This window comes from Mangrovimonas cancribranchiae, assembly GCF_037126245.1.
GTDB lineage: Bacteria > Bacteroidota > Bacteroidia > Flavobacteriales > Flavobacteriaceae > Mangrovimonas > Mangrovimonas cancribranchiae.
Map to the genome: position 1 here is coordinate 3,036,316 of NZ_CP136925.1, position 13,745 is coordinate 3,050,060.

General features: G+C 33.3%; 13 protein-coding genes. 8 read left to right on the forward strand and 5 right to left on the reverse strand.

What is annotated here, in order from left to right; all coding sequences use genetic code 11:
* Nucleotides 1-9: 9 nt before the first annotated feature.
* Genes R3L15_RS14055 through R3L15_RS14075 form a run of 5 tightly spaced genes read left to right on the forward strand, consistent with a single transcriptional unit; the run spans nt 10 to nt 6,326 of the window.
* Entirely contained in the window at nt 10-3,147 is a 3,138-nt protein-coding gene (locus tag R3L15_RS14055) for an efflux RND transporter permease subunit (RefSeq protein ID WP_338732417.1), read from the forward strand.
* Nucleotides 3,148-3,150: 3 nt separating this feature from the next.
* The gene (locus tag R3L15_RS14060; RefSeq protein WP_338732418.1) at nt 3,151-4,548 is read left to right on the forward strand and encodes an efflux transporter outer membrane subunit; all 1,398 of its coding nucleotides are present in this window, start codon (nt 3,151-3,153) and stop codon (nt 4,546-4,548) included.
* A gap of 9 nt (nt 4,549-4,557) precedes the next feature.
* Nucleotides 4,558-4,848 (forward strand): DUF3861 domain-containing protein, encoded by a 291-nt coding sequence (locus tag R3L15_RS14065; protein WP_338732419.1) that lies wholly within the window; start codon nt 4,558-4,560, stop codon nt 4,846-4,848.
* A 56-nt stretch (nt 4,849-4,904) separates the two neighbouring features.
* Complete coding sequence (locus R3L15_RS14070; RefSeq protein ID WP_338732420.1) at nt 4,905-5,720, forward strand: universal stress protein; 816 nt, start codon at nt 4,905-4,907, stop codon at nt 5,718-5,720.
* A gap of 18 nt (nt 5,721-5,738) precedes the next feature.
* A complete protein-coding gene (locus R3L15_RS14075; RefSeq protein ID WP_338732421.1) occupies nt 5,739-6,326 on the forward strand; it encodes a TetR/AcrR family transcriptional regulator in 588 nt (195 codons plus the stop codon).
* Here the strand turns inward: R3L15_RS14075 and R3L15_RS14080 are convergent.
* Complete coding sequence (locus R3L15_RS14080; RefSeq protein ID WP_338732422.1) at nt 6,323-8,686, reverse strand: prolyl oligopeptidase family serine peptidase; 2,364 nt, start codon at nt 8,684-8,686, stop codon at nt 6,323-6,325. The genes R3L15_RS14075 and R3L15_RS14080 overlap by 4 nt on opposite strands.
* 64 nt (nt 8,687-8,750) lie before the next feature.
* Between R3L15_RS14080 and R3L15_RS14085 the strand changes: the two genes are divergently transcribed.
* A complete protein-coding gene (locus R3L15_RS14085; RefSeq protein WP_338732424.1) occupies nt 8,751-9,146 on the forward strand; it encodes a hypothetical protein in 396 nt (131 codons plus the stop codon).
* Between the two features lie 52 nt (nt 9,147-9,198).
* Here R3L15_RS14085 and R3L15_RS14090 read toward each other — a convergent pair whose 3' ends face one another.
* Both R3L15_RS14090 and R3L15_RS14095 read right to left on the reverse strand, forming a co-directional pair.
* Nucleotides 9,199-9,546, reverse strand: a complete 348-nt coding sequence (locus R3L15_RS14090) for a hypothetical protein (RefSeq protein WP_338732426.1) — start codon at nt 9,544-9,546, stop codon at nt 9,199-9,201.
* Nucleotides 9,547-9,577: 31 nt separating this feature from the next.
* The gene (locus R3L15_RS14095) at nt 9,578-10,579 is read right to left on the reverse strand and encodes an NAD(P)H-dependent glycerol-3-phosphate dehydrogenase (protein WP_338734151.1); all 1,002 of its coding nucleotides are present in this window, start codon (nt 10,577-10,579) and stop codon (nt 9,578-9,580) included.
* A 133-nt stretch (nt 10,580-10,712) separates the two neighbouring features.
* Here R3L15_RS14095 and R3L15_RS14100 point away from each other — a divergent pair, with 133 nt between their 5' ends.
* Nucleotides 10,713-11,660, forward strand: a complete 948-nt coding sequence (locus R3L15_RS14100; protein WP_338732428.1) for a nicotinic acid mononucleotide adenyltransferase — start codon at nt 10,713-10,715, stop codon at nt 11,658-11,660.
* 150 nt (nt 11,661-11,810) lie between these two features.
* Complete coding sequence (gene lysM, locus R3L15_RS14105; RefSeq protein WP_338732429.1) at nt 11,811-12,305, forward strand: peptidoglycan-binding protein LysM; 495 nt, start codon at nt 11,811-11,813, stop codon at nt 12,303-12,305.
* Nucleotides 12,306-12,358: 53 nt separating this feature from the next.
* Here the strand turns inward: lysM and R3L15_RS14110 are convergent, their stop codons facing one another.
* Entirely contained in the window at nt 12,359-13,291 is a 933-nt protein-coding gene (locus R3L15_RS14110) for a hypothetical protein (protein WP_338732430.1), read from the reverse strand.
* Nucleotides 13,292-13,308: 17 nt separating this feature from the next.
* Complete coding sequence (locus R3L15_RS14115) at nt 13,309-13,680, reverse strand: hypothetical protein (protein WP_338732432.1); 372 nt, start codon at nt 13,678-13,680, stop codon at nt 13,309-13,311.
* Nucleotides 13,681-13,745 lie beyond the last annotated feature (65 nt).

Consider the following 13,745-nt stretch of genomic DNA (forward strand, 5'->3'; position numbering starts at 1 on the left):
AAAAGAATTATGTTAAAAACATTTATAGAAAGACCGGTATTATCTACCGTGATTTCCATCATCATAGTTATTTTGGGTATTTTAGGATATTCAGCATTACCTGTTGAACAGTACCCAGATATTGCACCGCCAACTATTCAGGTGAATGCTACCTATCCTGGTGCCAGTGCCGAAACCATTTTAGAGAGTGTTATTATTCCTATTGAAGAGCAAATAAATGGTGTTGAAGGTATGACCTATATGACATCTTCTGCTACAAACAATGGTACTGCAAATATTACGGTATATTTCGATCAAGAAATGGATCCAGATATTGCCGCAGTAAACGTACAAAACCGTGTGGCCCGTGCCAACCCATTGTTACCACAAGAAGTAATACAAACAGGGGTAACAACACAAAAGCAACAAACATCGGCATTAATGTTCTTGTCGGTCTACTCTGAAAACGAAGACTATAATGCCACGTTTGTACAGAACTACTTAAAAATTAATGTTATACCAGCCTTACAAAGGGTTAATGGTGTAGGAGATGTCAACGTGTTTTCTAATCAGGATTACGCCATGCGTATTTGGTTAAAACCAGAAAAACTAGCTAGTTATAATTTAGTGCCTTCAGAAGTAACAGCTGCGTTAAGAGAACAAAGTTTAGAAGCCTCTGCTGGATCTTTAGGACAAAATGATGGTCAAGCGTTTTCGTATAACATCAAATATAGTGGGCGTTTTAAAACCGAGAAACAATACGAAGATATCATTATTAAAGCTTTAGATAATGGCGAATATTTACACCTTAAAGATGTCGCCACAATAGAGCTAGATGCGCAAGGATACGATTCTTATGGGTTTACCCAAGGTTATCCAAGTGTAAATATGGGTATTTATCAAACTGCTGGATCTAATGCGCAAGAAATTATTACAACGATAAAATCTGAGTTAACAAGACTTTCAGCAGATTTCCCTGATGGTATTGCTTATGAGATTAATTACGATACTAATAATTTCTTAACAGCATCGATGAACAAAGTAAGAAATACTCTAATAGAGGCTTTCCTTTTAGTATTCTTGGTGGTGTTTATTTTCCTTCAAGATTTTCGCTCTACGTTAATTCCAGCTATTGCAGTGCCAGTAGCTATTGTAGGTACGTTTTTCTTCTTAAACCTTTTTGGTTATTCGGTAAACCTTTTAACCTTATTCGCATTAGTATTAGCGATTGGTATTGTGGTAGATGATGCTATTGTAGTTGTAGAAGCCGTACACGCCAAGATAGATGAAGGTGCTAAAAGTGCTAAAACAGCAACATTAGATGCTATGCACGAAATTTCTGGAGCCATCATCTCGATTACATTAGTAATGGCTGCTGTATTTATTCCTGTAACGTTTATTCAAGGGCCAACAGGGGTATTTTACGAGCAATTTGGTGTTACATTAATTGTTGCCATATTAATTTCGGCAGTAAACGCCTTAACATTAAGTCCTGCATTATGTGCTTTATTCTTAAAAAGTCATGATGAAGAAGAACATAAAAACAAAAGCTTTTTACAGAAATTTTACGACAAGTTTAATGCTGGTTTTAATGCAACGACAGAACGTTACGGAAAATCGTTAAGCTTTTTATATAAAAACAAATGGATAACAGGTGTTTTATTAATCTTATCTGGTGTAGGAATTTGGTGGGCAGCAAACAGTACACCAACCGGTTTTGTACCAGACGAAGATCGTGGCGTAATCTTTATGAATGTAGAGTTACCAGCTGGTGCATCTATGGACAGAACAAATGTTGTAACTCAAGAATTGTATGCAAAAGCAAGACAAATTCCTGGTGTTAGAGGTGTAACGGTTATTAACGGTAGAAGTTTAATTAGTGGAGCAGGTACCAACTACGGATTAGGTTTTGTGATGTTAGAAGATTGGGGCCAACGTGAATCCGATGATATGTCTTCTGAAGCTATTATAGGAAAACTATTTGGTGTTGCAGCTACTATACCTGATGCCAATATCATTTTCTTTGCGCCACCAAGTATACCTGGTTTTGGACTTTCAGGTGGTTTTGAAGTAAACTTAATGGATAAATCTGGTGGTAGTTTTGAAGACTTAGATGCCACAACACAACAGTTTATTGGTAACTTGATGAAGCATCCAGAAATTCAATATGGGCAATCTTCATTCAACACAAGATATCCGCAATACGAGTTAGAAATTGATGTGCCATTAGCTAAAAGATATGATGTATCTATAAGCAGTATATTCTCTACTTTACAAGGTTATATAGGTGGAATTTATGCGGCTGATTTTGCTAGATTTGGTAAGCAATATAGAGTTTATGTACAAGCCTTACCAGAAGATAGAGCAGATGCAAGTTCTTTAAACGAATTGTATATAAAAACAGGAAGTGGTGAGATGGCACCAATTACACAGTTTGTTGATTTAAACCGTGTGTATGGGCCACAATCTGTAACGCGTTTCAACTTATATAATTCGTCAAAAATTAGTGGTGCATCAAACCCAGGTTTTAGTACAGGTGATGCGCTTGCAATTGTTAATGAAGAAGTTAAAAACTTACCTAGTAATTTTGATGTAGCGTATTCTGGTTTATCTCGTGAAGAGGTAAATGCAGGAAACCAAACAGCTATGATATTTTTACTAGTAATTGTATTCGTTTACTTTTTATTAGCAGCGCAATATGAAAGTTATTTGTTACCATTGGCGGTAATACTTTCATTACCATTAGGTGTGTTTGGTGCTTTCTTTTCAACCAAAATTATGGGCTTAGAAAACAATATTTATTTTCAAATTGCCCTCATTATGTTGGTTGGACTGTTGGCTAAAAATGCGATTCTTATTGTAGAGTTTGCCTTACAACGCCGACGTCATGGCGAAGGTCTAGTAGATGCAGCCATACATGGTGCTAAAGCACGTTTGCGCCCTATTTTAATGACCTCTTTTGCCTTTATTTTAGGATTAATGCCGTTAGTATTAGCAAAAGGTGTTGGTGCAGAAGGAAATAATTCTATTGGAACAGGAGCCGCAGGAGGTATGTTAATAGGAACTATATTAGGAGTATTTGTTATTCCTATTCTGTTTATCCTATTCCAGTGGCTACAAGAAAAAGTATCAAGTAAACCAGTTGTTGTTGAAACAAAAGAAGCTTAAACTATGAATTCAATTATAAATAAAACACTCATTGTAGTTGTAATGGCTACAACCTTACAAAGTTGTTTTGTGGCAAAGGACTATACGCGTCCTGAGTTAGACGAAACAGAACATTTATATCGCACCGATAATTTACCACAAGATAGCTTGTCTATGGCAGATGTATCGTGGAAAGATATGTTTACCGATACGTATTTAAAACAGTATGTAGAAGAAGGCCTTCAAAATAATTTAGATATTCGTGTAGCCATACAACAAATGGCTGCTGCCGAGGCTTACATGAAACAAGGTAAAGCAGGGTATTTACCAAGTTTTAATGCCAATGCACAAGTCACACATCAAGAATTGTCATCAAACAGTCAATTTGGTGGTTTGTTTTCGTCCTTAGACCAATACGAACTTTCTGGAAGCTTATCTTGGGAAGCCGATATTTGGGGTAAGATACGTAGCAACAAACGTGCAGGAGAAGCTAGTTATTTGCAAAGTGTAGCAGCCCATCAAGCTGTAAAAACACAGCTAGTATCAGCTATTGCTACAACGTATTATCAGTTAGTCGCTTTCGATGCTCAATTAAAAATTACCGAGCAAACTATTGCTGCCAGAGATAGTAGTGTTTACACCATAAAAGAGCTAAAAAATGCAGGACAGGTAAACCAAGTTGCCGTAGACCAAAATATTGCTCAGTATAACAATGCTAAAGCTTTAAAAGTAGAATTAGAAGCGGCTATTTTTAAAACCGAAAATGCTTTAAACTTACTTTTAGGTCGGCCAGCAGCAACGATAGAACGCAGTGCTTTAGATAATCAGCAATTGGAGGCCGATATCAAATTAGGCGTTCCAGCAACCTTATTACGTAATAGACCAGATGTCATGGCTGCCGAATATGGCTTAATTAATGCATTTGAAATGACTAATGTTGCCCGAAGCGATTTTTACCCTTCGTTAACATTAACAGCGAGTGGTGGTTTTCAAAGTTTGGAGCTAGATGAGTTATTCAATGCCAACTCGTTATTTGCAAATATTATTGGCGGTTTAGCACAGCCTATTTTTAATAAACGCGCTATAAAAACACAACATGAAGTAGCTGTAGCACAACAGGAACAAGCATTATTGAATTTTAAGAAAACATTATTAACCGCAGGTAATGAAGTGTCAAATGCGTTATACGATTATAGTGCTGAAACCGAGAAGTTTGAGTTTAGAGAAAAAGAAGTAGAAGCATTACGTAATGCCGAAGCAAACTCAGAAGAGTTACTTAAAAATGGTTATGCTAACTACTTAGATTTATTAACAGCTAGACAAAGTGCTTTAAGTGCAGAACTTAATATGATTGATAATAAACTTAATCAACTATTAAGTGTGGTAAATTTATATGAAGCGCTTGGTGGTGGCTGGAAATAGAAGCAAACTATGGGAAAGAAAAATAATAGATATAGCATAAATCTTAAAGAATTGGCTTTAAAAGATGAATCTTTAGCCGAAAAAAGCGTTGAGTTTGAATTTGAAAACCATGATAATATCTTTAATATCATAGATATCTTAAAATCTAAAGAACTATTTGATAAAGACAGTGAATCTGTTGAATTTGCTGTTGGTTTAAAGTTGTTTAGTGAAGTCATGCTAAAAAATAGAAAACACGAACTTTTTGAAGATTTCTTTCCCCATTTTGGAGAATTTATGAAGAAGCTTAAAGCTATGTAGAATAACAGTTTTGTTAGTCATTCACTATCAAGACAAAGAAAAATCGACACAAAATTATGAGACCTATCTTAGTTGCTACTAATTTTTCAGAGCGATCTAACAATGCTGTTTTATATGCAGCTTCGCTTGCTAAATTATTCAACTCAAAATTAATATTGTTTAATGCATTTAGGCTACCTATACATGCAGCTAACTCTAGGTTAACTGTAAAAACTATGGATGGTTTAATTAAGAAGAATAATGATAAATTAAAGGAACAAGCGTTGAGTTTATCAAAAGAATTTAATATTAATGTTGAGTACGAGTGTAAATATGTTGATTTAGAGCAAGAGATAGAATACTTAATGGAGGTGAATAATTCGCGTTTATTGGTTATGGGAATGTCTCCAAAATCTATGGAACAAAACTTATTAGGAAACCCAACAACAACGTTAATTAGTATGAGAAAGTTTCCTGTACTTGCAGTGCCATTAAATGCTAAATTTTCTGGTATTAAAAATGTGCTTTTTGCATGCGATTTAATGGAAGCTATACCACTAAAATCTTTAGCAAGATTAAGACAGATAGCAATGCAATTACAATCTAATGTTACTGTATTTCATGTAGAAAACAAGATAAACGAACTTTTATCAAAGGGTGAAGTGCTACAAAATATTGATAACGAATTAGAGCCAATTACACACATTTACAAAAATGTAAAGTCTAATGCCGTAATCGAAGAAATAGAGAAAGAAATTAAAGCCTCAAAAGCTGATTTACTAGTAATGATTCCTAAAAAATATGGATTTTGGGAATCCATAGTTCATAAAAGTAAAACCAGAGTTATGGCTTCTGGGATAAATATTCCATTATTATCCATAGCAGTAGAATAGTATATACTTACACAAGTAATGATAGACAAATGCGAATTGATAAAAGCTGCCGTTGACAGTTTTACAAAGTTTGGGAGTAAACGTTACACCTTAGACGAACTAGCAACATCAGTTGGCATTTCTAAAAAAACTATTTATAAATTTTACAATAGCAAAGAGGATCTAGTTGTAGATAGTGTGTCGTTTTTAGTAACAGATTTTGAAAAAACGGTTAGCGACATTATTACGAAACAGCAAGATCCTCTTGTTTGTATTATTGAAATTTACAAGCACGGTTTTGAACGTTTAAAACATTTTAAGCCGTCTTTTATATTTGGGCTAAAAAAATATTACCCAAAAGCAAATCAAGTGTTCGATGCCTTTAGAGATAATATTGTAAATAATACTATTTATGGGTTATTACAACAAGCACAACAAAAAGAACTTATTAATACCGATGTTAATCTAAAACTTTTTTGCGAGTTGTATTTTAATAGATTTGAAGAAATGGCCTTTAAAAATAATGCTCTTTTTGAAATATACTCGAATGCCGAGCTATTAAATCATTTTGTGATATATAACTTAAAAGGCATTTCAAACAAAGGATATTCTAACCCTTATTATTAATTGTTTAGTGTTTCTTGAAACAGTTTAAAAATGCGTCTGTACTCATCAGACCAACTACTGCTCTCAATAAATCCGTGACCTTCCATAGGAAATAAAGCCAATTCCCAATGGTCTTTTTTCAACTCTATTAAGCGTTGCGAAAGTCTCACAACATCTTGAAATTGTACATTAGTATCAACCATACCATGCAACATTAAAAGGTGTCCTTTTAAGCCATCGGCAAAATAAATAGGTGAACTGCGTTTATAAGCTTTAGGATCTTCAACAGGTGTATTTAAAATATTTGCAGTATAGCCATGATTGTAATGTGCCCAATCTGTAACCGAACGTAATGCTGCACCACTTTTAAAGGTTTTAGGCGCTTTAAACATAGCCATTAAAGTAATAAACCCGCCATAGGAGCCGCCATAAATACCAAGTTTTTCTTTAGAGATGTTATGATGCTCTACAAGGTATTTAGCACCATCAATTTGATCGGTTAAGTCTTTCCCTCCCATGTGTCTGTAAATGGCCGTTCGCCAGTCTCTACCATAGCCATTACTAGCTCTAAAATCAATATTTAAAACCGTATAACCATTATCTGCTAAGAGGTTATGAAACATATATTCACGATAGTAAGACGACCACCATTGATGCACATTTTGTAAATAACCAGCACCGTGAACAAAAATTATGGCGGCACCATTACTTTTTTCAGGGTTTGGTTTAAATAATGTAGCAGGAACTTTTGCGCCATCTCTGGCTTTAAATGATATAATTTCGGGATCTTTCCATGAATAAGATTCAAAATCTTCTGAAGTAGAGTTGGTAAGTTGTGTCATGGTTGCCTTAGGTGTGTTATCCATAATATATAATTCCCAAGGCTTATTTTTATAGGAATATCGTATGGCTAATTTAGTTTCATCAGGAGAAATGGTAACTTCATGACCTCCTTTTTTTGTGGTTATTTTATGGAGTTTTCCGCCATTTACAGATAAGTGATAAAAATGTGTTTCATGTGGACTAACCTTATTACTAGTTATGTAAAAGGTGGACTTGTCTTTAGAAAGTGTTGCAGTTTGGATTTCGAATTGTCCTTTTGTTAGAGCTGATGTTTTTCCAGAAGTTACATTTGTAGTGTAAAGGTGAGCATAACCAGTTTTTTCAGATTTATACCAAACAGTTTCCTGGTTTAACCACCCCATTTCTGGTCTAGAAAACCAGCCAATACCAGGACCGCCAATCCAAGCATCATCATGTTGATAATCTACAAGGTTTAAGCTACCGTCTTCTAAATTAATTGTCATAATCCAACGGTCTTTGTAATCTTGCGAGGTGATATTTATTAGCGTTTTATCATCTTCAGAAAATATAGGATTACCAAAATTTACAGGTTTTGGTTCGTCGTAGGTATTGCTGTATCCTTCTAAATTTTCGGTGTAGTCTTTTAAAAATTCAGGTTTATTTTTAATGCCTTCGATTTCATTAGTTTTTACTTGGTAAGTTTTATTTGTGTTAAGGTTTAAAATCCAAGTTTGGTAGTTATATTGCTTACTACCAACTTTTGAACGGGCATTTAAATCTTTAGTGTATCCGCTTTTGGTTACAAAATCAGGAACAATAGTGTTTTTTCTATTAGGTGCTTTATAAAGTTTGTAAACAACATACTTTAAACTGGGTGAAATAGCCAAGTTAGCTAATCGCCATTTTCCAATATAAGTAGGTTCTAACTGTTTTAATGTGCTTTGTTCGCGTCTGTATTGTTTGGCTTGTTTTTGGTGTTCTCTCTCGCTTAAAATATCAAAAAGAGCTAGTTGGTCGTTTTCTAACCACTCTTCTTGAGAGGAAGATTTTTTATCATAAGGTTTTTTTCCTGTTTTAAAATAGGTGAGTTGCTTTGTTGTGCCAGAATTAATATCCCATTGATATAAGTTATTACCTTTTTTGTAAACAATACTTTTGTTATCACCAGAGAAAACAGGGTTACTTTCTCTTTCAACAGTATGCGTAATGCGTTTAATACTGTAATTATGGGTATTCATTAAAAAAATATCACCGCCTTTAGCATAAACTTTCATGGTGAAATCGCTTGAAAAATCGCCATGACTGGTTTTTGCTTTTAAATCGTTAAAAGTCATTTTTTCAATGGCTTTTGTAGCAACATTAACCTTGTATGTAGACCGAATGGTATCGTTATCTGGGTTCCAACTAAAATAAATATCGTTACTGTTCTCGGACCAACTAATGTTTGTAGGTAAGTAGCCTACAAAGTCCTCGCCTTTCATGATGTCATCAATAGCAAGTGTTGAGGTGTTTTTTACTTGAGTGAATCCAGAAAATGATAACAAGAATGAAAGCGATAAAAACAGAAGATATTTCATATTGCAGGTTAAAAGATTAATTTTGCACTAAAAGTAACCTATTTAGGTTTAAGTAAAAAAACAGATGAAAAAAGATATTGAAATCCCAAAGGTTGAAGGTGTTTATATGGCTGCGGTAAGCGAGTTTAACGATACCCATAGAACGCACGACTGGAATGTGTATTTATTGAATGACAATGAGTTTGCCTTAGATACCGTATTAATTGTGTCTTTAGGGTATTCAACCGATAAGAAAACATCTGTTATGCGCCATAAATTAGATGTTTTACCAGCAAAAAGCTATGCGAAAGTCGAGTTTTTACAAGAAGATGTTTTGGCTTTAAATAACGAGTTTAAAGTCACTTTTTTTAAGGATAGCCAAATGTTTGATAAAACCTATATTTTTAAGAAAAACACGATTAATAAAAATGCATTACAAACAATTCCGTTAATGGAAACTAAAGGGGTTTTGGTTAGGTGAAAGTTTTGTATAACTGTTAGTTATGTGTTGTTGTGGTTAGTATTTTATTCAGTCAGTTATTCAGTTTCGTTTTTATCAGATTTATAATTTTTCTAAAGTCAGAGTTTGGTTTACAACAAGTTTTGTAAGTCCAATCTCCGCCATTATTTTTTATTACTTTTAAAATCCAAGGGTCATTTTTAGAGAATATTTGTGCAGTCAACGATGTCAAAATGTAAAGTTTATTCCACAATTTGTCATTTGGATTATAATAGATAACTTCTTTTATGTCAGAATATTTAAAAGTCCGATATTCCCAAAAGTCAATTGCTTTAATTTCAAAATGCTTATCAAATACCCGAATTGAGGGAAATCCTTTTTTTTCAAATATAAGAGGTTCATCTTGCATTATGGTTCTCATAAATTATTGCCAACTTCTTATAAAGAGACTATCAATCTAACTTCTCGGTTAACTTATTAAACACTTTTTTAGGGTTTTTACCTTCGTATAATACATCGTAAACGGCATTAATAATAGGCGTTCGTGTTTTCTTTTTGCTTTGTTCGTTTAATAAATGGGCGCTTTTTGTGGCATAATATCCTTCGGCAACCATATTCATTTCCATTTGTGCCGATTTTACGGTGTAGCCTTTACCAATCATATTGCCAAACATACGGTTTCGAGAAAATGTAGAGTATCCCGTTACTAATAAATCACCTAAATAAGCCGAGTTGTTAATATTTCGTTTCATTTTATGGCGCTTTTTAATAAAGCGTTTCATTTCGCGAATAGCATTACTCATAAGGACACTCTGGAAGTTGTCGCCATACCCCAAGCCATGAGCAATTCCTGCAGCAATAGCATATATGTTTTTTAACATAACGGCATATTCGGTGCCAATAACATCATCACTAGTTTTGGTTTGTATATAGTCGCTAGAAAGGTTTTTAGCAATGGCTTTTGCTTTTTTTGTGTCGGCACAAGAAATGGTAAGATATGATAAACGCTCTAAGGCAACTTCTTCGGCATGGCAAGGGCCTGCAATAACAGCAATGTTTTCAAACGGAATCTTATAAACATCATGAAAATGCTCGCCAACTAGTAAGCCAGACTCAGGAATAATACCTTTTACAGCCGAAACAATGGTTTTGTTTGAAATATCTGCCGTTAGTTTTTCTAATTCAGAATACATAAAAGCAGAGGGGATAACAAATATGAGCACATCAGCCCATTTGGCCATATCATTAATGTCGTTACTAAGTTTTAATTGTGCGGTATCAAACTCGACCGAGCTTAAATAACTTGGGTTATGATCTTCTTTTAATAGGTGTTCTTTAATATAAACGCTACGCATGTACCAACCTACTTCATCTAAATTCTCACATAGCATTTTTACAATTGCAGTGGCCCAACTTCCAGCACCAAAAACGGCATATTTTAAAGGTGTTTCCATGTATGGATTTAACATATTTATTTTCTCAAAAGTACATAAAATATAATGGTTTGTAAAGGTAAGTTATGGATGCTTTTTAATTTTTGGCACGTGTTTTGAATTACTTCAAGCATAACCCTTAAAAATGTAGCTTATGAAAACTTTAAAACTACTTTTTGCATTCACATTAACAGCCTTTTTATTTACCTCGTGTATTTATGAAGAAGAAGTTGTTTACGATAACTACAATCCAGGCCCAACACATACGGTAACATCTGATGATATACTACGTTCTTACGAGTTATGGTACGTAGATATTAATCAAACTATAGGTTACGGAAGTACGCCTTTTATGGAAATAGCGTTTACTTTATCGTTTAGAAACGGGGTGTTATATGCCAACAATAATTTAGTAGGTTTTGGAAGTCAGGGTAATGGTTTTGGTATACCAGTTGGTGATTACGATGCCTATAACATGATACTAGATGTGTACCACGATATAGATGGATACCAAACATTTGATGTTTATGAAGTCGATTATAATACCATAGAATTATACAATCCTTATACAGATACATCGTATTTTTTACATGGCTATCAACGCAATACGTTTGATTATGATTTTGTGTTTTACGATAATATCCACTATTTCCTTCAAGAATATGAAGCTTGGGAGAAAACCTATACAAGTAATTATGGTGAATTAAATGAATTTGACAATGAAAATTACTTGCAATTTTTAGCAGGAGGAAACGACTCAGAATTTAGAAGTTCTCAAGATCCTGTAGGGTTAAACCCAGAAAATTTATATTGGGATTATACAGGAGTTTATGGTGTAGGTAATGTTGCTAACAATATGTACTTAAAAACATTAACCTTAGACTACGATTATTTTGATAACGAACATTTTGAGTTAAGTGTATTAAATGATCAGCGTGTCGAACTGTATCATCCATCCTCAGGAACTCTATACGAATTTACAGGACGAGGTTATATACAATACATGAGAAATGCTGCAGGCAAGCAAACACAAGAGCCTAAAAAGCGTAAACAAAAAACAGAGAAAAAAGCAAACCCAAGAAAAAATACAAGAAAGTCATAAATATTTTGGTTGATTAGTTAGTTGATGAGAGTGCTTTAACAATATATTAATGTTGTAGCACTCTCTTTTTTTAGTATATTCACTATAAAATTAACCCTAACCAATATCGATTTATATTAACTAATTTAAACATTTTAAATCACACACATTATGGGATTATTTTCATTTATTAAAGATGCAGGAGCAAAAATTTTTGGCGGAAAAACTTCAGCAGAAAAAGCCGCCGAAGCTAAAGCTGAAGCTGCAGAAGCCAAGTTAAAAGCAGAAGAAGCTGCTGCAAACACATTAGAAGAAACCATTTCAGATTTATCATTACAAGTCGAAAATTTAAACATTCATATTGATGATGATAAAGCTACTGTAACAGGTGCTGCTTACGATCAAGCCACCAAAGAAAAAGTGGTATTAGTTGTAGGTAATTCGGCAGGAATTGCCACAGTTGACGACCAAATGACGGTTGAAAACCCAGAGCCAGAGGCGCAATTTCATACCGTTGTAAGTGGCGATACCTTAGGGAAAATTGCTAAAAAATATTACGGAAACGCGATGAAATACCCTGTTATCTTTGAAGCCAATAAGCCTATGCTTAAAGATCCAGATTTAATTTACCCAGGACAAGTATTACGTATTCCTGCGTTGGACTAAACGATTTTCGCTAAATTAAAATTAAAAATGCCAACTTTATGTTGGCATTTTTGTTAATCATTGTTTTCTATCGATTTTATTAGATTATTAGTTATTAAAAATCGCTTTACAGGTTTATACAAGTTTTGTTTTTTAGTTGTGGTATCTTTTAGCTTTATAGTAAAATTATAATCCATGAAAAGTTCTACAGGAATAAAGTTTTTAGATGTACTGTCATTATTTTTTGTACTCCATTCAGTAGACTTTAATAGAAAAATAGCATTACAATTTTTAGCTTCAATAGTATTTTTTGGAGTAAAAAAGTTAACAGTACTACCTTTTAGAGATTTAGATTGTCTATACCACGTTACTTTAATGTTATTATCTTCATAGTGATTTATAGTTTTATCAGGAAAAAATATCATTACCGAAATAGAAGCCATAAGTATTGTATTCCAAACAGCATGAAATAAAATAGACTTGAATAAATTGAAATTTAAACAAATCCAAATAGCAAAGAGGGCAAATGAAAATCTAAAAGAAAAACCAGCGAGGCTTAATGCGGTAAATAATTCTTCAACGTTTAAATGAAAAAAAGAAAAAATTAAAGCGTTTAAAAGGAATAAGTTTATCTCAAGTAATTTGTTCCTTTTATAAAAGCTAATAATTAACACACATAAATATATTAGTGTGAAAATTTTAGTGATTGTATTTTTTGTAATTATCAATAGGCTAATTAAACCAATAATGGAAAGTGTTTTAATAATCTTAGACTTAGAGAATCCACCTCTAAAACTAAGTTCTTCTATTATTGGAGCCCCTATTATTGCGACCAATAAAAAAACAAAATAGGGAACGCTAGTATACTTACTTATTAGATAACTGCTTTCTGAAGCAGGTGAAAAAAAATATGAATAAATTAAAGTTAATACCCCTAAAGCTAACATAGCTAATCCTAAGGTTATTAACCAATTATTTTTTTTGCTTTTTAAAAAATTATTTAACAATATAATATGTTTTATTATTAATTAGGTATACAATCTAAACTACAAGAGGTTCCTCCCCACCATGATGTAGATGTTTGCATGTTTGTTGGTGTGCCACCAGAGGCAATACATGCTTCTATTTGTGCCAGACAAACTTCAGTCATATCAATATCTCCATTATCATCAGACGAAGTAGCAATGTCAACAATAACAGAAATAACAACTTCAACTGCTAATGTGATACATGGACCACAATATTTTTCATGCCCTTGAAGATTAGTAAAGTTATAATTTCCTTCAAAAGTAACGTTATTAATATCAATTCCGTTATTAGTAGAAAAACTAAATTTTAAAACATTATCGCTAATCACTTGAATGTTGTGAAATTGAATTCTTTCATTTGAATTCAATTTATTTACGATAGTATAGGTTTCTAATTTATCATTTATTTCATAATCTTCAGCTTGGTGATTTC

Excerpts from the sequence above, each read along its gene's own strand:
- R3L15_RS14085 (WP_338732424.1), top strand. The coding sequence starts at position 8,751 with ATGAAAAAAGATATTGAAATCCCAAAGGTTGAAGGTGTTTATATGGCT.
- R3L15_RS14100 (WP_338732428.1), top strand. The coding sequence starts at position 10,713 with ATGAAAACTTTAAAACTACTTTTTGCATTCACATTAACAGCCTTTTTA.
- R3L15_RS14060 (WP_338732418.1), top strand. The coding sequence starts at position 3,151 with ATGAATTCAATTATAAATAAAACACTCATTGTAGTTGTAATGGCTACA.
- lysM (WP_338732429.1), top strand. The coding sequence starts at position 11,811 with ATGGGATTATTTTCATTTATTAAAGATGCAGGAGCAAAAATTTTTGGC.
- R3L15_RS14075 (WP_338732421.1), top strand. The coding sequence starts at position 5,739 with ATGATAGACAAATGCGAATTGATAAAAGCTGCCGTTGACAGTTTTACA.
- R3L15_RS14095 (WP_338734151.1), bottom strand. The coding sequence starts at position 10,579 with ATGGAAACACCTTTAAAATATGCCGTTTTTGGTGCTGGAAGTTGGGCC.
- R3L15_RS14080 (WP_338732422.1), bottom strand. The coding sequence starts at position 8,686 with ATGAAATATCTTCTGTTTTTATCGCTTTCATTCTTGTTATCATTTTCT.
- R3L15_RS14065 (WP_338732419.1), top strand. The coding sequence starts at position 4,558 with ATGGGAAAGAAAAATAATAGATATAGCATAAATCTTAAAGAATTGGCT.
- R3L15_RS14070 (WP_338732420.1), top strand. The coding sequence starts at position 4,905 with ATGAGACCTATCTTAGTTGCTACTAATTTTTCAGAGCGATCTAACAAT.
- R3L15_RS14090 (WP_338732426.1), bottom strand. The coding sequence starts at position 9,546 with ATGAGAACCATAATGCAAGATGAACCTCTTATATTTGAAAAAAAAGGA.
- R3L15_RS14055 (WP_338732417.1), top strand. The coding sequence starts at position 10 with ATGTTAAAAACATTTATAGAAAGACCGGTATTATCTACCGTGATTTCC.